Origin of the sequence: Brevibacillus sp. NL20B1, assembly GCF_018195675.1 — a bacterium.
GTDB classification, from domain to species: Bacteria; Bacillota; Bacilli; order Brevibacillales; family Brevibacillaceae; genus Brevibacillus; species Brevibacillus aydinogluensis.
This window is the reverse complement of the sequence record NZ_JAGTPT010000002.1, coordinates 72,232-95,370: the sequence shown is the minus strand read 5'-3', so window position 1 is coordinate 95,370 and position 23,139 is coordinate 72,232. Positions and strand designations below refer to the sequence as shown.

The 23,139-nt window shown below is 56.8% G+C and carries 19 protein-coding genes and 3 tRNA genes; 17 read left to right on the top strand and 5 right to left on the bottom strand.

Features of this window, described 5'->3' with window-relative positions; all coding sequences use genetic code 11:
• The first annotated feature begins 22 nt into the window (after positions 1-22).
• Together KDN35_RS02190 and KDN35_RS02185 are read left to right on the top strand one after the other, a co-directional pair.
• Entirely contained in the window at positions 23-841 is an 819-nt protein-coding gene (locus KDN35_RS02190; protein WP_212131977.1) for a response regulator transcription factor, read from the top strand.
• Between the two features lie 28 nt (positions 842-869).
• Entirely contained in the window at positions 870-2,228 is a 1,359-nt protein-coding gene (locus KDN35_RS02185; protein ID WP_212131976.1) for a nucleotide sugar dehydrogenase, read from the top strand.
• On the opposite strand, the gene KDN35_RS02180 is transcribed toward KDN35_RS02185, so the two are convergent.
• Positions 2,225-3,163, bottom strand: coding sequence for a hypothetical protein (locus KDN35_RS02180; RefSeq protein ID WP_171564869.1), 939 nt, complete (start codon positions 3,161-3,163; stop codon positions 2,225-2,227). The genes KDN35_RS02185 and KDN35_RS02180 overlap by 4 nt on opposite strands.
• Before the next feature lie 232 nt (positions 3,164-3,395).
• Positions 3,396-4,331, bottom strand: coding sequence for a C40 family peptidase (locus KDN35_RS02175; RefSeq protein WP_212131975.1), 936 nt, complete (start codon positions 4,329-4,331; stop codon positions 3,396-3,398).
• A 184-nt stretch (positions 4,332-4,515) separates the two neighbouring features.
• On the opposite strand from KDN35_RS02175, the gene KDN35_RS02170 reads away from it, so the two are divergent.
• The 8 genes from KDN35_RS02170 to KDN35_RS02135 all read left to right on the top strand — a co-directional run bounded on the left by KDN35_RS02170 (position 4,516) and on the right by KDN35_RS02135 (position 10,155).
• Positions 4,516-4,592: transfer RNA gene (locus KDN35_RS02170), tRNA-Asp, on the top strand.
• A 57-nt stretch (positions 4,593-4,649) separates the two neighbouring features.
• Positions 4,650-4,736, top strand: a tRNA-Leu gene (locus tag KDN35_RS02165).
• 102 nt (positions 4,737-4,838) lie between these two features.
• Positions 4,839-4,925, top strand: a tRNA-Leu gene (locus tag KDN35_RS02160).
• Between the two features lie 224 nt (positions 4,926-5,149).
• Positions 5,150-5,785 carry a DsbA family oxidoreductase gene (locus tag KDN35_RS02155; RefSeq protein ID WP_212131974.1) on the top strand — a complete coding sequence of 212 codons (636 nt, stop codon included), beginning with the start codon at positions 5,150-5,152 and terminating at the stop codon, positions 5,783-5,785.
• A gap of 192 nt (positions 5,786-5,977) precedes the next feature.
• On the top strand, positions 5,978-6,511 hold the full coding sequence (locus tag KDN35_RS02150) for a hypothetical protein (RefSeq protein ID WP_212131973.1): 534 nt from the start codon (positions 5,978-5,980) through the stop codon (positions 6,509-6,511).
• Positions 6,512-6,586: 75 nt separating this feature from the next.
• Complete coding sequence (locus KDN35_RS02145) at positions 6,587-7,213, top strand: fumarylacetoacetate hydrolase family protein (protein WP_212131972.1); 627 nt, start codon at positions 6,587-6,589, stop codon at positions 7,211-7,213.
• A gap of 275 nt (positions 7,214-7,488) precedes the next feature.
• A complete protein-coding gene (locus KDN35_RS02140; RefSeq protein WP_212131971.1) occupies positions 7,489-8,397 on the top strand; it encodes a C40 family peptidase in 909 nt (302 codons plus the stop codon).
• Between the two features lie 177 nt (positions 8,398-8,574).
• Entirely contained in the window at positions 8,575-10,155 is a 1,581-nt protein-coding gene (locus KDN35_RS02135; protein WP_171564863.1) for an acetate--CoA ligase, read from the top strand.
• A gap of 136 nt (positions 10,156-10,291) precedes the next feature.
• Here KDN35_RS02135 and xerS read toward each other — a convergent pair whose 3' ends face one another.
• On the bottom strand, positions 10,292-11,464 hold the full coding sequence (gene xerS / locus KDN35_RS02130; RefSeq protein ID WP_212131970.1) for a tyrosine recombinase XerS: 1,173 nt from the start codon (positions 11,462-11,464) through the stop codon (positions 10,292-10,294).
• Between the two features lie 365 nt (positions 11,465-11,829).
• Between xerS and KDN35_RS02125 the strand changes: the two genes are divergently transcribed.
• Together KDN35_RS02125 and KDN35_RS02120 are read left to right on the top strand one after the other, a co-directional pair.
• Complete coding sequence (locus KDN35_RS02125) at positions 11,830-13,023, top strand: glycine C-acetyltransferase (protein ID WP_171564861.1); 1,194 nt, start codon at positions 11,830-11,832, stop codon at positions 13,021-13,023.
• Positions 13,020-13,982, top strand: a complete 963-nt coding sequence (locus KDN35_RS02120; protein ID WP_171564860.1) for an L-threonine 3-dehydrogenase — start codon at positions 13,020-13,022, stop codon at positions 13,980-13,982. Before KDN35_RS02125 ends, KDN35_RS02120 begins: the two co-directional genes overlap by 4 nt.
• A gap of 117 nt (positions 13,983-14,099) precedes the next feature.
• Here the strand turns inward: KDN35_RS02120 and KDN35_RS02115 are convergent, their stop codons facing one another.
• Complete coding sequence (locus tag KDN35_RS02115; RefSeq protein WP_249178864.1) at positions 14,100-15,680, bottom strand: S-layer homology domain-containing protein; 1,581 nt, start codon at positions 15,678-15,680, stop codon at positions 14,100-14,102.
• 236 nt (positions 15,681-15,916) lie between these two features.
• Between KDN35_RS02115 and KDN35_RS02110 the strand changes: the two genes are divergently transcribed.
• A complete protein-coding gene (locus KDN35_RS02110; protein ID WP_212131968.1) occupies positions 15,917-16,900 on the top strand; it encodes a YpdA family putative bacillithiol disulfide reductase in 984 nt (327 codons plus the stop codon).
• Positions 16,901-16,971: 71 nt separating this feature from the next.
• On the opposite strand, the gene KDN35_RS02105 is transcribed toward KDN35_RS02110, so the two are convergent.
• A complete protein-coding gene (locus tag KDN35_RS02105) occupies positions 16,972-17,310 on the bottom strand; it encodes a histidine triad nucleotide-binding protein (RefSeq protein WP_171564857.1) in 339 nt (112 codons plus the stop codon).
• Positions 17,311-17,634: 324 nt separating this feature from the next.
• On the opposite strand from KDN35_RS02105, the gene fdhF reads away from it, so the two are divergent.
• From fdhF to KDN35_RS02085, 4 genes are all read left to right on the top strand, one after another.
• Complete coding sequence (fdhF, locus tag KDN35_RS02100) at positions 17,635-20,592, top strand: formate dehydrogenase subunit alpha (RefSeq protein WP_212131967.1); 2,958 nt, start codon at positions 17,635-17,637, stop codon at positions 20,590-20,592.
• Complete coding sequence (locus KDN35_RS02095) at positions 20,592-21,071, top strand: helical membrane plugin domain-containing protein (protein WP_171564855.1); 480 nt, start codon at positions 20,592-20,594, stop codon at positions 21,069-21,071. The genes fdhF and KDN35_RS02095 overlap by 1 nt, the downstream gene beginning before the upstream one ends.
• A 26-nt stretch (positions 21,072-21,097) precedes the next feature.
• Positions 21,098-21,508: a Na-translocating system protein MpsC family protein gene (locus KDN35_RS02090; RefSeq protein WP_171564854.1), complete on the top strand. Its 411-nt coding sequence runs from the start codon at positions 21,098-21,100 to the stop codon at positions 21,506-21,508.
• Between the two features lie 339 nt (positions 21,509-21,847).
• The gene (locus tag KDN35_RS02085; protein WP_481752764.1) at positions 21,848-23,134 is read left to right on the top strand and encodes an exo-beta-N-acetylmuramidase NamZ family protein; all 1,287 of its coding nucleotides are present in this window, start codon (positions 21,848-21,850) and stop codon (positions 23,132-23,134) included.
• The last annotated feature ends 5 nt before the right edge of the window (positions 23,135-23,139 follow it).

The window sequence follows — 23,139 nt, the reverse complement described above, 5'->3', positions numbered from 1 at the left end:
CATCTGCAAAGGAGTGGAGAAGATGCCTACAAGCGGTAACCAACGTGTGGCAGAGTCCCGGTTTGCCGAAAAGCTGTCGTATTTTTTGCGGTACTACGAGGCGAGCAACCTGGCGTGCGGTCTGATTGCCGCCCGATGCGAATCAGACGGTGACCCGGAATGGGCCGGACTGCAGCAGTATATCCAGGATCGCGATCCCCGGCAGGCTGCTCAGGTCTTTTACGACGACGAGTCAAAGGTGCTGTTCCTCTTGTTGGACGGCACAACGCTGGCCGATACGCACTATCTGGCGCTGCAAGTCAAGGAGAGGCTGCAGGAGCGCCACCGGCTGCAAGGGAGCGTCTACATTGCCAGCTTTCCCGAAAGCGGCGATTCGTTCGAGGCGTTGTATCAGGAAGTGATCCGGCGACTGGAACAAAAGGCCGGAGCCGCAGACAGTTTGCAGTTTGTCGTGTGCCAACCGTCTGTGCGGCCTCACCGCCTGCTGCTAATTGAGAACGACCCCGTCGTCAGGCAGCTCCTGGCGGTTCGGTTCGCGCGCAGCGGATACGATGTGCATACCGCAATAGACGGCGCAGAGGGGATGGAAAAATACCTGCAGCTGCGTCCTGACCTGGTAATCACTGAACTAACGCTGCCGGTGATGAACGGGTTTCAGGTGATCGATTGGCTTCGAGAGCAGCAGGAACCTGAAGCGCGATGCAAAATTGTGGTGCTGACGGACAAACGTCTGGAGGAAGACATGACCAAATGCTTCCAAAAAGGCGTTGCCGATTATATCACCAAACCATTTTCCCCCATTGAGCTGGACTGGCGCATCAAGCGCTTGCTAGTCTCCTAGACATACAAATAAACCGGAGGGATGCCAAGTGGACAGATTTACGGCATTGCAGCAAAAAATTGAAAACAAAACAGCAAAAGTCGGTGTCATCGGATTGGGCTATGTGGGCCTACCGCTTGCCGTCGAGATCGCGAGACACGGGTTTACCGTGTTTGGCATCGATCTGGATCTGAAAAAAATCGAGACGCTGCAGCGGGGAGAGTCGTACATTGGCGACGTACCCAACGAGTCAGTCCGCCCGTTGGTGGAAGAAGGCCGGTTTATTCCAACCGCCGATTACCGCGTATTGAAAGAGTTGGACGCAATCAGCATTTGCGTGCCGACGCCGCTGAGTGAAAATCAGGACCCGGACACGTCCTACATTTCCCGCGTCGTTGATCAGATCAAACACTACGTCCAAAACGGACCGCTGATCACGCTGGAGAGCACCACCTATCCCGGCACCACCGAAGAACTGATTCAGTGGGAGCTGGAAAAAATGGGCTACCGTGTGGGAGTCGACTTTTTCCTGTGCTTCTCGCCGGAGCGGGTGGACCCCGGCAACAACCGTTTCCAAACCACCAATACACCGAAAGTCATCGGTGGTACGACCGAGAAATGCCTGGAATTGGGTGTCAAGTTGTACAGCAACTTCATTGAAAACATCGTTCCCGTTTCGTCGACGAAAGTGGCGGAAATGTCCAAGCTGCTGGAAAACACCTTCCGCAGCGTGAACATCGCCTTCATCAACGAGATGGCGCTCATGTGCGAACGGATGGGCATCGACGTGTGGGAAGTTATCAAAGCGTCCTCGACCAAACCGTTCGGCTTCATGCCGTTCTATCCCGGCCCGGGCATTGGCGGCCATTGCATCCCGCTGGACCCGATGTACCTGTCGTGGAAGGCAAAAGGCTACCGTTTCTTCAGCAAGTTCATTGACCTGGCCCAATCGATCAACAACGGCATGCCCGATTACGTCGTCTACAAAGCGTCTGTAATTCTCAACCGTTACGCCAAATCGCTGCGCAACTCGCGCGTCCTGCTGCTGGGTATGGCGTACAAACCGGATATCGACGACGTGCGCGAATCTCCGGGATTGCAAGTATACGAACTGTTCAAGGATGCAGGGGCGTTCGTTGACTACTACGATCCGCACGCCGTCACGTTCAAAGACAAACACGGTCAAGAAGTCAAGAGCGTCGAGTACGACATCCGCGAGTGGAATAAATATGACATCATGGTACTGATCACCAATCACAGTGCGTTTAATTACCGTGAACTGGCCGACCTGGGCGTCGCCATTCTGGATACGCGTAACGCTTTCGACGGCATTCATGTTCCGCACTTATACAAACTGGGCACCTCCATTGCGCCAGTGGAGGCGAAGGAACCGTCCATGGCGATCTAGTCCTTCGCCGCTTTCCACGAGGCGTAATCATGGATGGCATGCCCGCCATATGAGGCAAATGGCCGCAGATGCGCGTCAGTGATGGACAACTGGCGCAGCATCTCGGCCTTTCCTTTTTCCGAAAAACTTACCTTGTCGCCTTCGTTCGTGGCGTTGATGCTGACGCCGACCAGCACGGTCTTGTTCCAGGCAGCGGCAGTGTTCAGCTCACTGCGGACATGCGCGATGATGCCGTCGTCTTCAACTGCCTGGTTGCGGTAGGCCATCAGGGTGACGTGATCAAACTGCCGGATCATCCACGAGCTGAGCTGCCCGGAGGGAGTCTCTCCGGGAACAGACGGAACCTCATCCAGCCAGAAGGGCAGATCGGCCCCGGCGACCAGATCGCTGTGTTCCTTGATCTGCGCGACGATGCGTTCTGTATTTTCCTTCCATTCGCGGATGACTCGGTCACGGTCGGTTTTCCACTGCGGAAGCAGATATGGCTCGATGTCGAGGTGGATGCCGGTGAAGCTCTCGCTTCTCAGTACAGCATCGTTGTATCGACGCACCCAATCGACAAACGCCTGGAGGTCGTCATAGCGTTTACGCAGCGCCCACTCAGGCTGGCCGTTCAGGGCGTGTACATCGATGCCAAGCGACCGCGCTTTGCGAATGAAGTGCCGGTAGTGATCGACGGAGACGTCGGATGGCTTTACCTGCAGGTAGAGCAGAGTCACACCGTTTTTTTGCAAAAACGAAAGGATCTCGTCCGGTTCGGTCGCGATCCGGCGTACGTCCCACAGCCACGTCGCCTTGATTAGACGGCGATCGTCCGATTGGACCTCAACCGGAGCAGGAGCATGGGAGAGTACGGGAAAAACAAACGGCAGGAAGAGGAGCGCACTTACCGCAGCGATCCACGTGCCGCGCGACGAGGGACGAAACAGTTTCATAACGGCTTCCTCCTGATTGGAATTACTCAGCATAGTTGTACCACAGGTAGGATGGAAAAAAACAAAGCGAAAAGTCTTATTTTTGCTCCCGTTTTTGGCGCAGACGTCAGTCCGGAACAGGACTTGGCGCGTCATATCCACACCGGCCAACAGGGGTATATGACAAATAAAAAAACGGCAGGGCCAGTGCAAGCCTTGCCGTTTCTTGTTCGCGCTGAGCGATCTATTGGAGCTATTGGATCAGGTAGCGCTTCACTCCGTAAAAGGGGTAGAGCTTGTGAATGTTTTCCACTTTTTCGTAACGGACGTCGGTTCCGTTGGCGTGGACAATGAGGCCGTTGCCCATGTAGAGGGCGACGTGGGAGACGCGCCCTTTGTTCAGCGAGTCGTAGAAGAGCAAGTCGCCCGGTACGGCCTGTTCCAAGGGAACGGCTTGTCCACCGGCAAACTGTTCCTCCGACGTGCGTGGCAGCGTGACGCCAAGCTGCTGAAGGACGTAGGCGGTAAAGCCGCTGCAGTCAAATCCGTCCGGTGTCGTTCCACCATACACGTAAGGGGTCTTCAGCAGCGGCTGGACGATCGCCTGCAGACGATCCGCGCCGCGGGTATCATCAGAAAAAACGGGCAGCGAAGCAGAAGGAGCAGTGGCAGCGGTGTCGCTCAGATAGGTAGTGTAGACGTATGCTTCCGTCGATCCATAGGCGATTTTGCTCCATTCAGCACCATGCTCCAGGATTTGCACGACGGTGCCGAAGGGGAGTTTTCCCAGAATCGTGCCGTCGAGGGAAGGCGTTTGACGCACATTCAGCACATCCGCCGTCACTGTCATGTTCCGGCTATCAGCAATATCCGGTGGGCGGACACCGACATCGCTGCCGGAAGCCGGCGAAACATCAGCAAGTTGTGGAACCGGCGTTTCAGCATGGGCGATTTCGGAGAGCGGCAGGTTCAGCTTCTGTCCGATCGCCAGCCGGTCGGATGTCAAGTTGTTCATCTGCATCAGCGCCTGCACGGTCGTCCCGTGTTCACGCGCGATTTTGCTCAAGGTGTCTCCGGCCGCCACAACATAGACAGCGGGAGATTCCTGCGCGGCGGCTGTCGGGATCGCCGCTGACGTCGTCAAGGCAATAAAGGAGAGGATAGTGAAAATTCGTGAAGTTGGTTTCATTGTCGTTCGTCTCCATCATTCAGCATTTTCCGCAAGTCTCTATGGTAAATTGTAGCGAAATTTGCATGGTAAATCTATGAAAAATTTTTTCAAAGAACGACAAAAAAGTGCTTGCTTTTTCCCTTTCGACCATGCTATATTACAAGAGTCGCTGAGATGAAAATCAGCAGATGGCAGAAGACACGGAGCTGTGGTGAAGCTGGAGTTCACGCCGGTCTGTCACACCGGAGGTCGCGGGTTCGAGTCCCGTCAGCTCCGCCATTAAAACAACGTTTCGCGTACAGCGACACCGGTGCAGCGATTCGGCACCATGTACATGCGGTCATGGCGGAATTGGCAGACGCGCTAGATTCAGGTTCTAGTGGTGGCAACACCGTGGAGGTTCAAGTCCTCTTGACCGCACCATCCATTATCCCTCTTGTGCAAGCAGGGCCATGTACGGGCAGCTTAATCCGGAAAACAGCAGGTAATTGACAATGTGAATACCTGCGATACACACCGTACCATGCGGTCGTGGCGGAATTGGCAGACGCGCTAGATTCAGGTTCTAGTGGTGGCAACACCGTGGAGGTTCAAGTCCTCTCGACCGCACCATACCTATCCCGTACAAGACGGTACATGGTACGTGTTCACGTACCGTTGTACCTTTTTGCATCAGCTCAAACCACAACCTAGACGAGATTCGAAAAAGCGCAAGCGCATTTCGCTTGGGCTTTTTTTATGTGTTTCGGATGGTGAGGCAGTCCGTCCGCTCACCATTCGAGCATGAATTGTGCCTGCCTTGGAAATCCTCAGTTGCACAGAAGGGAGTTTTCAGCATGATCATTGAAATTTTTCAGGACACGATCTGCCCGTGGTGCCGCATCGGCAAAAAACATTTGTTTGACGCGATTCGTCAGTGGGACGGCGAGCCGGTGACGATTCGTTACCGCGCGTACCAGCTCAATCCGGATACGCCCAAAGAGGGCTTGCCGTTTTGGGACACGATGGCGGCGATGAAAGGCGGTCGCGACGTCGTGGAGCGTATGGTGCAGCATGCCGCCAACGCGGGTGAGGCGGCAGGCGTTCCGTTTCGCTTTGATCGGGTGAAAATGTGGCCCAATACGTATGCGTCCCATACATTGATCAAACTGGCGCCGCCGGAGAAGGCGACCGACCTGGTGGACGCGATTTTTCAGGCGTACTTTGAGGAAGGGAAAGACATCGGCAGCCTGGATGTGCTTGCCGCCATCGCCGTCTCCCAGGGGATGGATGCTGACTGGGTCCGCAGCCAGCTTGTCTCCGACGCCAAACGGGAGGAGATTGCCGAAGACCTGGCGTATGCACGCGAATTGAACATCACCGGCGTTCCGTTTTTCATCATCGACGGCAAACTGGCGCTGTCCGGCGCCCATCCGGCGGACAACTTCCTGCAAGCGTTCCGTCAGGCTACCGACATGTCGACACTCCAGTAACGATCCATCACCCCCTGCGCCAATCCCAAACCGCCGTCTGCGCCAGGGAGGATCGCGACCTGGCTTTTACTCCTAACGGACAACGGAATGAAAACGCTGCGAGAACGGGAGTGCAGTCGATCCGACGACTGCCTCCCTTTTTGTTTTGGGGCGAGCGCCTCTGACCATACTGTAAGACGAGGAGGTGCCGTCATGTTTGTAGAAGTGCGGCAAGAACGGGGGCGTGTCAGCTTGTATGTGATGGGAGCAAAGCTGGTGCGGCATCCGGACGACTTTTTTTGGCTCCCGGGAAGGCTGGTCACGGCGTTGAAACCTGCCGATCTCCCGGCGGGTATCCGCTTTGCCATCGAAGACCACCTGCCTTCCGGACGCGGCTTCTATCGGGAGGATCGCGTCGTGTTTCAGCGCGATCACGACTCCGCTCGTCTGTTGGTGGAAGTCACCTCGCAATACGATCCACAGGCGTGGGACGGGATATTTCCCCTCTCCGACACGCTGCGGGCACGGCAGAGCGTCATCATCGGGAAAAGGGACCTGCAGGTGACGGCTCACCAATTGGACACAGCGGCAGGCATGCTCTATTACCAGTTTTACTGGCCGGCCAGCGGGGAGCGCGATCTGGAAACCGTATTGGATTCGCTGTGCGACACCGTCTGCGCCCTGGAGGCGGAGGGCAATGCCCGGCTCTGGTACGGCGCTGTATGGGGCAGCGGGGAAACAGAGTAGCTGTCCAGCCAAAAATTGGCGTGATATAGTAAGGAGGGGAAGCCAGCACCAACAGATATAAAGGAGCGAATAGACATGGAACAGATCCGCAACATTTACTGCGTAGGGCGCAACTACCGTCTGCATGCGGCCGAACTGGGCAATGCCGTGCCGGAGTATCCGATGCTGTTCAGCAAGCCGACGCATGCGCTCGCATACGCAAACGGGCAGCAGCTGGAGCTGCCGGGCAGCCGCGGCGAGCTTCACTACGAGGCCGAACTGGTGATTCGCATCGCCCGGCCGTACGAACCGGGCCTGACGCTTGAGGAGATGGTGGATCAGATCGCCCTGGGGATAGACTTCACGCTGCGGGATGTGCAATCCGAATTAAAAAAGAAAGGACATCCCTGGCTGTTGGCCAAAGGATTCCGCAATTCTGCCGTCTTGACGGCATTTCGGCCGTTTCCGGGGTTGGCAGCTTGTCACGCCACCGATTTTTCTCTGAAAAAAAACGGGGAGGAAGTCCAGCGGGGAAACATCCGCGACGTCATCTTTGACCTGATGACCATCATTCGCTACACGCATGAGCATTTTGGCGTGGGCGAAGGAGACGTAATCTTCACAGGGACCCCGGCCGGCGTCGGTCCGGTGGCGGACAACGACCGCTTCGCGCTGCTGTGGGGCGGCGAAACATGGGGAAGTTTTACAGCCAAGCTGGTGTAATCTTGTAATCGTGTGACAACCATGCAGCCATCTCGTTGCCTGTTTGTGGCAATAGATGGCTGTTTTTTTGGTGTGAAACGACCTTGTCCAAATGGGGCTGCCCACAGATGAACAGCGGTGTGCAGCGCTGTCCTGTCACGTAGCAGTGCAGCTGGTTCCAAGGTCCCAATTACCGCATTGGAAAATTTTTAGGGGTTATCTGCCTGTTTTTCCTACGTTACCCTTGTCCATGTACCCCTTGACCGGGATCACATCATGACAAGGAGGAAAAGAGGATGACGAAACGGGATTGGATAAGGAAATCAACGATCGGCCTCTTGCTGAGTACATCCCTGTTGCTGGGTGGTCAGGTCGGACAAGCAGCATCATATTCGCAAAATTCTGCCATGTCCGAAACGATTGTGCAGACGGCCAAATCCTTGATCGGAAAAGACTACCAATACAAGGCGGAAGGACCGGAATCGTTTGGTTCCGCGCAGTTTGCGACTTACGTATACAAACAGGCGGGTATGCGTATCGCCAATACGATGACGGCTCTGTACAGCGGCGGTACCCCGGTGGGCAGGAATGAACTGCAGGCGGGTGACCTGCTCTTCTTCTCGTCCAGCGGCGGCAGCAAACCGACGTATATGGGCATCTACATCGGCGGCGGCCAGTTCGTCTATTCGTCCCAACGCGAGGATCAGGTCGTACTCAAGCAGCTCTCCGGTTACGACAGCAAGTTTCTGGGGGCCCGCCGCTATGTGGCGACGGCGTCAGCTGCGCCGAAAGCGTCGAGCAGCAACGAGAGTGTGAGCAGCATCGCGGACCAGATCATCCGCATCGGCGAAAAGTACCTGGGGACGCCGTACAAGTACGGTTCCAGCAGCAATACGACCAGTACGTTTGACTGCTCGTCGTTTACCCAGCGCGTATTCAGGGAAGCAGGCATCACCCTGCCTCGCGATTCCCGCCAGCAGTCGACTGTCGGCAAAACCGCATCCAAAAGCCAGCTGAAAAAAGGAGATCTCATCTTCATGCGCAGTTCCGGCAGCAGTTCAGACCGGATCACGCACGTGGCCATTTACGCAGGGGACGGAAAAATTCTGCACACCTATGGCAAGCCGGGGGTCACGTACTCCACATTCTTTGGCACCAATTGGGAAAAACGCGTCGTCACGATCAAACGCGTCATTCCGGAATAACGAGCGGACAGGCTTTGCTCTCGCGCGGCGGCGCGGGAGCTTTTTTCTTCTTTGCCAGGCAGTTTGTTTGAACCAGGCAGTACCTTTGATCGGAAAAGTCGAATGATTTTCCAAAAAGGAAAAATTGAAAAAATGAAGAAGTAACCCTATATACCTGTTTGAAATGGGGGAATGTTCATGCAGCTTACAATGCCGGAACGATACAATTTTGCCGCACAGGTGGATGAGTGGGCCAACCGCCACCCCGACAAGCCGGCCGTGTGGGAAGTTGCCAATGACGGTCAGGAAACCATCGTTTCGTACGGCGAACTGCGCCGTTTTTCCAACCGCATCGCCAACGGATTGCAGTCGCTCGGGATTTCCCGGGGGGACAAGGTTCTCGTGCTCGTTCCGCGAGGCAAGGAAGCGTACGGGCTGTACCTTGGGCTGCTCAAGTTGGGGGCAGTGATCATTCCTGGTTCCGAGATGCTGCGCGGCAAAGATATCGAATACCGCGTCAATCACGCACCGGCCAAGGCTGTGATCGGCTTTGACGGCATCGTGGAAGAAGTAGACGGGATTCGCGGCCAATGTCCATCGCTTACGGTACTGGTCACCATCGGCAAGGCGCGCGAAGGCTGGATTGCCCTGACTGAACTGTTGGGCGAACAATCCGATGAATTTGTCTGCGCCGATACGCGCTCGGACGAACTGGCCTTTTTGTCGTACACGTCGGGCACGACCGGCGGTCCCAAGGGCGTGATGCACGTGCATGGCTGGCCGTACGCTCACCTGGAAGTGGCCGCCAAGCTGTGGCTGGATGTGCGTGAGGAGGACCTCGTTTGGGCGACGGCCGGACCCGGCTGGGCCAAATGGGTGTGGAGCCCGTTCGTCTCCACGCTGGGCATGGGGGCGACCGCATTCGTGTACAAGGGACGCTTCGACCCGACCGCCTATCTCACGCTGATGCAGCAGTACCCCATTACCGTCCTGTGTGCCACGCCGACCGAGTACCGGCTGATGGCCAAAGTCTCCGGTCTGGAACAATACCGGCTGAAGGCGCTGCGGACGGCATGTTCCGCCGGCGAACCGCTCAACCGGGAAGTGATCGACACCTTCCGCCGAGTCTTTTCCATCACTGTGCGCGACGGATACGGCCAGACGGAAAACACGCTCCTGATCGGGACGTTTGCCGGCATGGACCCCAAGCCCGGTTCGATGGGCCGCCCTTCTCCCGTCGTCCGCGTGGCCATCGTCGATGAGGAAGGGAACGAGGTGCCCCAAGGCAGCGTGGGGGACATCGCCATCGACCGCGGGATGATCGCCCTGTTCAAGGGTTATCTAAACGATCCGGAGCGAACGGCCAAGGCTTTTCGCGGCAATTGGTACATCACCGGCGACCAGGGACGCATGGACGAGGACGGCTACATCTGGTTCGAGGGCCGCGCCGACGACATCATCATCTCCGGCGGATACACGATCGGCCCGTTTGAAGTGGAGGATGCCCTGGTCAAGCATCCGGCAGTAGCGGAATGCGCCGCTGTCGCCAGTCCGGACCCGGAACGTGGCCACGTCGTCAAAGCGTTTGTCGTGCTGAAACAGGGAGCCTCGCCGTCCGATGCGCTGGTCAGTGAGCTGCAGGAACACGTCAAGAAACTGACTGCCCCCTATAAATACCCGCGCAAGATCGAATTCGTCGCCGATCTGCCCAAGACCACGTCCGGCAAAATCCGCCGCGTCGAGCTTCGGCAGAGGGAAAGCAACCGGATGCGCACGTGACAGCGGCCGCACATCCATCCAAGCACAACAGGTCCGAACGCCAGCATGGCCGGACCTGTTTTTCATGCCGCACACTGTCGCCGCCGAAGTGGAGTGGGGCCCGCTGCGGCAAGCAGGTCTTGCTCATTTGAAACCCCTAGGATTCCTCCGTCGGATCGTGCGTCTCTGTTGTATCGGGGGAGAGCGTGCCCACCGTTCGGGTCGTCCGGTTGACCGCTTCGCTCAAGGCATCTTCCAGCACATGAGCGTACTGCATCGTCGTTTCCAGTTTGGAGTGGCCCAACTGTGCCTGAAGCTGGTGCGGATCGGGGTTAAGCCGGAGAAACTGGGTGGCAAAACTGTGCCGAAGCTTGTGAACGGACAGGTCGGGAATGCCAAACGCCTGGGCGTATTTTTTCACCAGCTTTTGCACGGAGCGCACCTCGATCCGATGACCGTGCGGTTTGGTCGGCGATACGGCAAGAAACACCGCCTGTTCCCCTGCGGCCGGTTGGTACTTGCTCCTCACCTGCAGGTAGCGCTGCAGGTACTCTTTGCCCCAGTCGCTGAAAAACGGCGCGTCTTCCTTTTTTCCTTTCCGCACCATTTTGAGCTGGTTTTTTTCCAGCACCACGTCGGACAGATTGAGGTTGACGATTTCCGATACGCGAAACCCCCCGGACAGGATCAGGGCGATGATCGCTGCGTCCCGATCGCGGTTCTGGTAATGGTACTGCTGTTTTTTTGTGGTCGTGCAGTGGGCCAGATAGCCGTTGTAGACAAAGTCGACGAACTGGTGTATCTCCCCGTCGATCAAGATCTTGGCGCGCATGGCGTGAGCCCGGGCGAGCGGGGTCAGTTCGTCCGCCTCCACCTCGATTTTGGCCATGACGTTGCGGGTGAGGTAGGATTCACCGTTTTCGTCTTCCGCCAGCGACGCCAGGTAGTGGAACAGCGACTTCAGACTGGAGATTTTCCGCTTGATCGTCTGATCGCTGTACTCCCGGCGGGAACTGCGCGTGGGCTTGTCCAAGAGAGCGGCCCGCTCGTAGAGGTGGGATTCCTGCAGGTAAAGGATGTAGCTCTCCACGGTTTCCTTTTTCAAGTCGTTCAGCACGTGCAGCGGAATCTGCTTCATCTCCGGCGCGTCGGTCAACCCCTCGGCCATCAACCAGCGAAAAAAGAAGGCGAAGTCGCGCAAATACCCCAACAGCGTGGAAGGGGAGTGTTTTTTCGCCTTCTTGTGCTCCACGAACTTTTCCACGTACCAGGGAAACAAAGGGATGGTCTTTAAGAGCTGCAGAGCGTCACGCTGTTTGGTCACCGTCATGTTCACATCACCATTCTAGTCTAAGATACCGAACATATATTCTAGCAAAAAGAGGATAGGTTGAGAATTGCCTTTTGCCGGCCTGCAGCCGAACAACCGAGCGGGCATCAGGTACATGCGAACAGACGCCGCTGGGTATGGTAAACATGCTGCCATGAGTTGATAGCGCTTACTTTTTTGTCTTTGTCATATGGACATTTTGTGAAAACAATGATATCGTTGTAGTAAAGAACATTGATTTATCGCTTTTTTCAAACGGATAAAACGTCTTTTCCACGAGGACATTTGTGCATCGGATTGCGACTGTTTGTGAGAAATCAGATGGTCCGTCGCGAAAAAGACGATCCGGTCAGGAGGGATTTATCTTGGCAAGCAAGGTGTTGGAACAATTTCTTCACGAGAATTTGGCCGACTTGAAAAGCAAAGGGCTGTACAACGTAATCGATCCTCTGCAAAGCGCTAACGGCCCCGTCATTACCATTTCCGGAAAAGAATTGATCAATCTGTCGTCCAATAACTATCTGGGGTTGGCCACGGATCAGCGCTTGATCGACGCTGCGGTCAAGGCCGCTCAAACGTACGGCGTCGGCGCAGGTGCGGTGCGGACGATCAACGGTACGCTGGAGCTGCACGTTCAGCTCGAAGAAAAGCTGGCCGCTTTCAAGCACACGGAAGCCGCCATTGCCTATCAATCCGGGTTTAACTGCAACATGGCCGCGATCTCCGCAGTCATGGACAAGAACGACGCGATCCTGTCCGACGAACTGAACCACGCGTCCATTATTGACGGCTGCCGGCTGTCCAAGGCGCAGATCATCCGGTTCAACCACTCCGACATCGACGATCTGCGGGCCAAGGCCAAGGAAGCGAAGGAATCGGGCAAATACAAAAAGATCATGGTGATCACTGACGGTGTCTTCTCCATGGACGGCGACATTGCCAAGCTGCCGGAAATCGTCGAGGTGGCGGAAGAATTTGACCTGATCACCTACGTCGACGACGCGCACGGTTCCGGGGTTCTCGGCAACGGCGCAGGCACAGTCAAGCATTTCGGCCTGTCGGATAAGATCGACTTCCAGATCGGGACACTTTCCAAGGCGATCGGTGTGGTCGGCGGATACGTGGCCGGCCGCAAGGAGCTGATCGACTGGCTGAAGGTGCGTTCTCGCCCGTTCCTGTTCTCCACGGCACTGACGCCGGCAGACGTGGCCGCTTGCATCACTGCCATTGACATTCTGCAAAACAGCACGGAACTGCAGGAGCGCCTGTGGGAAAATGGCAACTACCTGAAGAACGGCCTGAAAGCGCTGGGCTTTGACATCGGACACAGCGAGACGCCGATCACCCCTTGTATCATCGGTGACGAACAGCAGACTCAGGAGTTCAGCAAACGCTTGTATGAAGCGGGCGTTTACGCGAAGGCGATCGTCTTCCCGACGGTGCCAAGAGGCACAGGGCGTGTGCGCAACATGCCGACGGCCGCCCATACGAAAGAAATGCTGGACCGCGCGTTGGACATCTACGAAAAAGTGGGCAAAGAAATGGGGATTTTGAAATGAAAAGGATACTGATTACCGGGGCCCTCGGACAAATCGGCTCCGAACTCACCATGAAACTGCGCGACGTGTATGGAGCAGATAACGTCATCGCCACTGACATCCGCCAGCCGGAGGACAACCCGGTAGTGCAGTCCGGTCCGTTTGCCATCCTGGACGTGATGGATGACAAGGCCATGTTTGAGCTTGCACGCACGCACAAGGTGGATACGATCATTCACCTGGCTGCACTGCTCTCCGCTACGGCGGAGGCCAAACCGCTCCTGGCCTGGAATCTCAATATGGGCGGTCTGGTCAATGCGCTGGAGGTGGCCCGCGAACTGAACTGCAAGTTCTTTACGCCCAGCTCCATCGGCGCGTTTGGCCCGACCACACCGAAAGACAACACGCCGCAGGACACCATTCAGCGGCCGACGACCATGTACGGTGTGAACAAGGTGTCCGGCGAGCTGCTGTGCGACTACTACTTCCACAAGTTTGGCGTCGACACCCGCGGCGTCCGTTTCCCCGGTCTGATTTCGTACGTCGCGCCGCCGGGCGGAGGCACGACCGACTACGCGGTGGAGATCTACTACGAAGCGATCCGCCGCGGCGCCTATACCTCCTACATCGCCAAGGATACGTACATGGACATGATGTACATGCCGGACGCGCTGAACGCGATTATTGCGCTGATGGAGGCCGATCCGGCCAAATTGAAGCACCGCAACGCGTTTAACGTCACGGCGATGAGCGTGGAGCCGGAACAGATCGCCGCCGCGATCCGCAAGCACATCCCTGATTTTACGCTGGATTATCAGGTGGACCCGGTGCGCCAGGCGATCGCGGAAAGTTGGCCAAACTCCATTGACGCGTCTGCTGCCCGGGAAGAGTGGGGCTTCAAGGCGGAGTACGATCTGGAGAAGATGACCGAGGACATGCTGGCCAAGCTGCGCGGAAAGCTGCTTCAGGAAATCGGCTGAGCGAACGGCATGCTCCCGAATTTGAATGACAAGTCATCATAAAAACGGCTGTCCGATTGACGGACAGCCGTTTTCTTGCCAGTGAAGATTCTGCAGGGGGCAGGACTCTTTTTGTCGCTACAATTGGACGTTTGCTCTGACCTGCTGCAGGGTAATTGCGTTGGACACCGCTGTCCAAATATCCGGCACCGGCGATCCCACGTACCAAAACGCGAACCCAGCCACTGGCCAGTTCAGACTGGTTTCCACTTTTCGTCCGATGGAACGGCTCTCTTCCATCCAGATCGTGTGCGATACCCCGTTTTTTCGATAACTTACCCGGTACTGGCCAAGTGTGGAATCCCAGCGGATGCTCGCACCGCTGGCAGTGGCCAACTGGTAGGATTGGGGAATGGTCAGGTCGGCGGAGAGCCATTTGCCGTTCGACTGATACCAATCCCGCGTGTAGAGCGGCAGACCGACGATCAGCTTGCCGGCCGGGACCCGTCCAACCAGTCCCGAGATGCTGTCGGCCAACCACGGGAGGGAGGAGACGGAACCGGCTTTCGCACCGCCGCTCCAATGCTCTTCATACCCCATCAGCACCAGGTAGTCGGCATGTTGGGCCAATGCGGCGTAATCGTAGGGATCGCTCCAGTCGCTGTGCAAATCGCGCGGCACGTCGACGGAGACAACCGCTCCCTTTGCGTGCAAGGCGGCCGAGAGTTCGCGGACAAATGCGGTGAAGGCGTTTCTGTCGGCCGGATACATGTTTTCAAAGTCGACGTTGATCCCGTCCAGCCGGTACGTATCCACGAGCGCAGCAAGCTTGTCCACGAGGGCGTTCATTTTGGCCGGGGTTGACAGGACATCGTGTGTCGCCTTCGCGTCAAAGCGGTTGCCGAACAGCGCCCACACCTTCTTCCCCTTTTCGTGTGCCCACTTGACGAGCGATGGATCGGCGGAATCCGATATGGACCCGTCCGGATTTAGAAAAAACCAGCGGGGCGAGAGCGTATTGACCTCGGAGCCGTTCACCAGGTTGAGAAATTCCTGGGTGGTCGACTGGTACTGCCAGCCGAGGACGACGGGAGGTTTGGCCGGTTGTTTGGCCAGACGCGACAGCACCCGGTGCAGAATGACGGCCGTCTCTTCCCTGCTGATTGGATCAGTGGGGCGGAAGTGACCCGCGTAGCCGACCAGCAGTTCGGTCTTGAGCGCTTCGCTTACGTACGGTTTTGCCCATGCCGCGATTAGGGAGGAATCAGCAACGGGGAGGCTAGGCGTCCCGCTGGGCTTTGTGCCCAACGCCCGCATGATGATTACGGCCGCTTCCTGTCGGGTAAGCGTGCGATTCGGCGCAAAGGTCGTCACACTGGTGCCGTTGACGATGCCCAAGGCAGCGGACGCCTGCACGTCGCCATAGGACCAGACGTATTTCGGCACGTCCGTATAGGCCTGAATCTGGCTGGAGACGGGGCGAATACCCAGTGTGCGGTTCAGCAAGGCGACGAACTCCGCCCGCTTGACGGACTGGTGGGGGCGGAAATAGCCGTCAGGGTCGCCGACAATCACGCCGGCCTTCACCAGCGACAGGATCTGCTCTTCCGCATAGCTGTCGGCAATGTCTTTCAGCGGCATGGTTTTGGCTGTCGACGCGGGCACCGCGATGGTCAAAAACAGGAGGGAAACGATCCACAGAAGCGATAGACTTGTCATATGTACGGTTCTTTTTCGCATAGTTGCACTCACTCAAATAGTCAAATTTTTTTTGGCGGCAGACCAATCACATCCAGTGTAAAGGGAACCATGTGCACATTCACCGCTTAATTTCTGGAAATCGAATGAATTCATGGAAATTCGATGCACATTCCGGACTTTTCTCTCTCGGCGGGTATGGTATCATGAAAATACGGCTGCCAGAACGTGAGGAAGGAAAAGGAAGGAACGAGGATATGGAACAGGTGATTATCATCGGAGCCGGACCGTGCGGATTGGCGGCTGCGGTGGAATGCAAGCGGGCAGGGATCGACCCGCTCGTGATTGAAAAAGGGCCCTTGGTCAATTCCATCTACCGGTATCCGACGTACATGATCTTTCACAGCACGCCGGAATTGCTGGAGATCGGCGATATTCCGTTTACCACGGCCAACGAAAAGCCGACCAGACTGGAAGCGCTCAACTACTACCGGCTGGTGGCAACGCGCAATGACCTGCGCGTCCGCTGTTACGAGACGGTGACGGCGGCGGAGCGGACGGCGGACGGATTTCGGCTGACGACCGTCGACCGGTTTCAGGCGGTGCAGACGTATGAGTGTCGGCGCCTGATCATCGCCACCGGCTATTTTGACAACCCCAACCGCTTGGGCGTGCCGGGCGAGGATCTGCCGAAAGTTTCGTCGTTTTACACGGAAGCCCACCCGTACAGCGGGATGAAAGTGGCGATTGTCGGCGGCAACAACTCGGCGGTGGACGCCGCACTGGAGCTGGAGCGGGCGGGAGCCGAAGTGACCGTGATTTGCCGCAAGCCGCAGTTGTCCGACCGCGTCAAGGCGTGGACGCGTCCCGTGTTTGAAAGCATGGTGCAGAAAGGCCGGATTCGCATTCTCTACGAAGCGACTGTGCAGGCCATTACAGAGCGGGAAGTCCACGTAGTGCAACAGGGAAAAACGCTCACGCTGGAAAACGACTTCGTCTTATCGCTGATCGGATTCCGTCCCGACCGGACGCTGCTGCACGCCCTGGGCGGGAAGATAGACCTCGAAAGCGGCGTGCCCGTACACGATCCCGAGACGATGCAGACCAATGTTCCCGGTCTCTACATCGCCGGCGTCATTGCCTCCGGTCACCACGCCAACGCCATCTTCATCGAGAACGGCCGCTTCCACGGCAAGCTGATCGCCCGCCATCTGGCCGGTCTGCTCCAATCGGATGGATAGAAAAAAAGACAACGCGCCCTACCGTACGGGCAAGCGTTGTCTTTTTTCATGCGGCTCGGTGCAGTGGCCGCTTACATCGTCCACTGCAGCTGACGGCCGCCGATCACGTGGTAGTGAATGTGGAAGACGGTCTGCTGGCCGTGCTTGCCGATGTTGGTCACGACGCGGAATCCGTCCTGGTTCACGCCGGTCAGCTCGGCTACTTTTTGCAGACCCAGGTGCAGATGGCCGATCAGCTCCTTGTCTTCCGGCTGAATCTCCATCAGCGAGGAGATGTGCTTCTTCGGAATGACCAGCACATGCACCGGCGCGATCGGATTGATGTCGTGGAACGCCAGGATGTGATCGTCCTCATACACCTTTTTCGACGGCAGTTCTCCCTGCACGATTTTGCAAAAAATGCAATCCATTGCGGCATCCTTCCTTTTTTGTTTTTCTCTCTTATATTGGATGAGATTCGCCATAAACATCCTATTTCCTGTCGGATGATGAGGCCGCGTGCAAGCGTTTTTACCTTGCAATCTTCCTCCATTTGGTTATAATGAGGGTGAGAAGTTCATTGATGCTTGCAGGAATGCACTCATTTCTGGCACATCCTGGCTTCTCAGTTCTTATGGCGGGATTGATAACTGGTATGGAAGATGCTAAGTATTAACCCACCATAAAACAGCTTGAGCGCTTTTTGCAGGCGCGGGTTGTTTTATGGTGGGTTTTTTGCTTCAGAGGAGGGACCGATGGAACAGAAAACAGTGCGATTCCACTTGAATGGTGAGGTACACGAGGCCAAAACAGGCACCCGCGTCCTGGACTACATGCTGGAGAACGGGATCGAACATCCGCACATCTGCTATTCGCCGGTGTTGGGGCCGATTCAGAGCTGCGACACCTGTATGTGCGAGGTCGACGGCAAGATCATGCGCGCCTGCTCGACGACGATCACCGAGGGCATGCAGATCGAGAGCGCATCCGCCCGTGCCCGCGCCGCCCAAATGGAAGCGATGGACCGGGTACTGGAAAACCACATGCTCTACTGTACGGTGTGCGACAACAACAACGGAAACTGCCGCGTGCACAACACGACAGAACTCCTGCACGTGCAGCATCAAAACCGTCCGTTCCGGGAAAAAGGGTACGAAGTCGACATGTCCCACCCGTTTTACCGCTACGATCCCAACCAGTGCATTTTGTGCGGACGCTGCGTCGAGGTGTGTCAGGATCTGCAGGTGAACGAAACGCTGACCATTGACTGGGCGCGGGATATGCCGCGGGTCATCTGGGACGACGACAAGCCGATCAACGAGTCGTCCTGTGTCTCCTGCGGCCAGTGCGTCACCGTATGCCCGTGCAACGCGCTGATGGAGAAGTCGATGCTGGGCCAAGCGGGGTTCATGACCGGCCTGGACAAAGACCTGCTCAATCCGATGATCGATCTGGTCAAGCAAGTGGAGCCGGACTATGGCAGCATCATGGCCATTTCCGAAATCGAAGCGGCCATGCGCGAGACCCGCACGAAGAAGACCAAGACGGTCTGCACGTTCTGCGGTGTGGGCTGTTCGTTTGAAGTCTGGACGAAAGGACGCCAGATTTTGAAGATTGAACCGACGGAAGATGCGCCGGTCAACAGCGTCTCCACATGCGTCAAGGGCAAGTTCGGCTGGGATTTTGTCAACAGCGACCAACGCCTGACCACGCCGCTGATCCGCCGAGGGGACGCATTCGTTCCGGCGAGCTGGGACGAAGCACTCACGCTGATTGCCGAGAAACTGGGCGCGATCAAGCAAACGCATGGCGGCAGCGCGCTCGGCTTCATCAGTTCGTCCAAGACGACCAACGAGGAAGCGTACCTGGTGCAGAAGCTGGCCCGTCAGGTATTTGAAACCAACAACGTGGACAACTGCGCCCGTTACTGTCAGACGCCGGCTTCAGACGGGCTGATGAACACGGTGGGCATTGGCGGTGACTCCGGCACGATCAAGGACATCGCATCCGCTGGATTGGTGATCATTGTCGGAGCCAACCCGGCGGAGGGGCATCCGGTGCTTGCCACCCGCATCAAACGGGCGAAGAAGCTGTACGGCCAGAAACTGATCGTCTCCGATCTGCGCAAACACGAGATGGCGGAACGTTCCGACTTGTTCCTGCACCCGCGGCAGGGGACAGACTTTGTCTGGATCACGGCTGTGGCCAAGTACATCATCGATCAGGGATGGCATGACGAAGCCTTTATCAAAGCCCGCGTGAACAACTACGAAGCATACCTGAAACATGTGGAAAAGTACACGCTGGACTATGCGGAAGAGGTGACCGGCATCCCGAAGGAACAGCTGATCAAAGCCGCGACGATGATTCACGAAGCGGACGGCACGTGCGTGCTGTGGGGAATGGGCGTGACGCAGAATGTCGCCGGTTCGCACACTTCCATGGCGATTGCCAACCTGCTATTGATCACCGGCAACTTCGGCCGTCCGGGGGCGGGCGCCTATCCGCTGCGCGGCCACAACAACGTGCAGGGCACCTGCGACATGGGGGCGCTGCCCAGCTTCCTGCCGGGGTATCAGAGCGTCAAAGATGAGGTGGCCCGGAAGCGGTTTGAACACGCTTACGGTGTATCCATTTCCAGCGAGCCGGGACTGACCAGCATTCAAATGCTGGAAGCGATCGGCAAAGGCACGCTGAAAGCGATGTACGTGGTAGGCGAAGACATGGCCTGGGTGGATTCCAACTCCAACCACGTCCATGAGATGTTAAGCCAGCTGGAATTCTTCGTCGTGCAGGACGTCTTTTTCACCAAGACGGCCCAGTTTGCCGACGTGATTCTGCCGGCCGCGCCGTCTCTCGAAAAGGAAGGGACGTTTACCAATACGGAGCGCCGCATTCAGCGTCTGTACCAGGTGTTTGAACCGCTTGGGGAGTCCAAGCCGGACTGGTGGATCATTCAGGAAGTCGCCAAGCGGATGGGCTTCGACTGGAACTACAGCCACCCGGGCGAAATCATGGACGAAATCGCCTCGCTCACGCCGTTTTTCGCCGGCGTCTCCTACGATCGTCTGGAAGGCTGGAACAGCCTGGTGTGGCCGGTTCACCCGGATGGAACGGACGAACCGCTTCTCTACAAGGAGCGCTTCAACTTCCCGGACGGACGGGCGCGCTTGTCGCTGGTGGATTACGTGCCGCCGGTCGAATATCCGGCGGAATTTGACCTCGTCGTCAACAACGGCCGGATGCTGGAACATTTCCACGAGGGCAATCTGACCGGCAAATCTTCAGGTATTACCTACAAGGTGCCGGACGTCTTCGTCGAAGTGTCGCCGGAGCTGGCCCGCGAACGCGGCATTCAGGACGGCACGCTGGTCCGCCTGGTGTCCCCGTACGGCGCAATCAAGCTGCGGGCGGTGGTCACCAATCGCGTCCACGGCAAGGAACTGTTTGTCCCGATGCACTCCGCCAGCCACGAAAACGCGATCAACATCCTGACCGGCAACGCCGTGGACGTGCGGACGCAGACCCCGGCCTACAAGCAGGCCAAGGTACGCATGGAAATCCTCGAACGGGACGGGGAAAATCCGCTGCCGAGATACAATCCGCGCTACGCCAAGCGCAACCCGCAGTTGGGCGTGCAGGTGGAACGCAAATGGGCGCGCAGCGACTACGAGCCCATCGCAGATGTCAACGCGGCAGGAGGTGCGCAATAATGGCAAAACCGACGACGAAAATCGTGCGGCCTGTGCTCACCGAAGCAGAAAAGCAGGCGCAGGCGCTGGAGCAGGTGAAACAAGATGCGGCGCAGCACGCGGAAGGCATCCGCGAAGCGCTGAAACTGCTGCAGGAATTGCATGACAGCGGCATCCTGGAGGCGCTGAAGTCGCTCATCGAAGCAAAGGAAAAGGTGGCCAAGATCGCCGTGGGCCAACTGCTTCGCCCGCCTGTCACCAACTCGATCAACAACGCGATGGCAGCGGCCGAAGCTCTGGCGGAAATCGAGCCGGACATGACCAAAAAGCTGGTCGGCAGTCTGGTCCAAGGGCTGCAGCAGGCCAAAGCAGGGCTCGAACAGGACAGCAAAGTGGGCCTGTTTGACCTGGTCAGAGCGCTGCAGGACCCTGACATTAACCGGGCGATCAGCTTCGGCCTCAACCTGTTGAAAGGCATGGGGCAGGGATTGAAAGAGTAAATGTTGGCATGAGATGTGGTGATTGGATGTCCAGACGTGTGGAACATGAATTCAGCAAGCTCGTACGCGAGATTCGCAAGGAATACGTGGGCTGCGGCCCGCAGCAGATCCGGACGCGATTCGTGGGCCCGTGGGCCATCACCGAGATGACTGGCAACTTGACCGACGTGGAAAAGTGGATGATTGATTCGGAAGAGGGCCGGCGCATCATCCATGAGACGAGAACGAAAATGGTCAAAGACATTTACAAACATGCCGAGGTGGTTGAGAAACTGGAAAAACTGGTCCACGCGAAACTTGTTACGCTGTTTGCGGACATCAATCTCGCAAGCGATGTCGCGATCACGGTGTTCGTATTTGACCGGGATATCCAGTCCGACGCACGATGGTTTGCCCGTTCGTCGGTGTCCCGGAGAACGCCCGTGGGCTCCCCGTAATTGTTGCCCACCAGGAGCATGCGGCCGCGTCTGCATCCAGTCCGGATGTGGGCGCGGCTTTTTTTCGTACGAAAGTAGAGCGCTGGCCGCGTACGTTTCCTGCCAATCTATCTAGTCAAAAGGAACTAGGTGTATAGTAAGGGAAATAATTGAAGAAAATACATAAATATAGGTAATCATTCCCAAGAAAAAAGACTGGACAGCCTATATGATTAGGATATACTTACAGAATTTTCTGTCAAAGAAATCTCCATTCCAGAGAGGAGGGTGCAGGAGTCAAGCGGGTTTTCTCGACAAGGTGAAAGGGAATGTCGCGGCTTTTTCCATTTGCAGTCGACTATGTTCACACACGAGGTGATCCTGTTGAAACTCATCCGCTGGTCGATGCTTCTTCTGTCACTGGCACTGCTGGGTACGATAAGCATGGCGGGTGCGGCCGCTCCCGGATTGGCCAAGGATAAGCCAAACGGCCGCAGCGTCCAGACGGGCATCGAGGTGCTGCTTGACAAACCGGATCTGGTCAAAGGGAAAAGAGTGGGGTTGATCACCAACCCGACCGGTGTTACCAGTGATCTGACGCACGACGTCGATGCCCTGCTGGCCAAAAAAGTGAACCTGGTGGCCGTCTACGGACCGGAGCACGGTATTCGCGGAACAGAACAGGCCGGTTCGGCGCCTGGCACCTACGAAGACCCGAAAACGGGGCTGCCGTTTTACAATCTGTACAACAAGTCGCCGGAAGAGATCGCGCCGCTGTTTCGGGATGTGGATGTCGTGTTGTTTGACATCCAGGATGTCGGTTCCCGATTCTATACCTACATATCAACGATGGCGTACGCGATGAAAGCGGCCGCATTGGAGGACAAACCGTTTATTGTGTTGGACAGACCCAACCCGATCGGCGGGGAAAAAGTGGAGGGCCCCGTTCTCGAGCCCGGTTACGAGTCGTTTGTCGGAATTTACCCCATCCCGATTCGCCACGGTATGACCGTGGGTGAACTGGCCATGCTGTTTAACGATCAGTATCTGGAAAAGGAGATCGGGAAAAAAGCGGATCTCACGGTCGTGAAGATGAAAGGCTGGAAGCGGGACATGTGGTATGATGAAACGGGTCTTCCCTGGGTGCTGCCTTCCCCCAACATGCCGACGTTGGAGACAGCGACGGTCTATCCGGGCAACTGTCTGTTTGAAGCGACCAACCTGTCCGAAGGCCGGGGAACGACGCGGCCCTTTGAACTGATCGGTGCACCGTACATCAAGGCGTGGGAGCTGGCCGATCGGATGAATGCGCGCCGACTGCCTGGCGTCAGCTTCCGCGAGGCGTATTTCAATCCGACGTTTTCCAAGCACGCGGGCGTGAATGTCGGCGGGCTGCAGGTATACGTGACCGACCGGAACAAGTACGATCCGATTCACACAGCTCTCGCCATCATCGAGGAAGTCAAAGACCTGTATCCGGACGACTTCGCCTGGAGAGCCGACAACTGGATCGACAAGTTGACCGGATCGGACAAGGTCCGCAAGGCGATGGACGCAGGCACGCCTGTCGAGGAGATCGTCAAATCGTGGCGGGGTGAATTGGACGCATTCAAGAAACTGCGCAAGTCCTATCTGCTGTACCACTAGGGAGG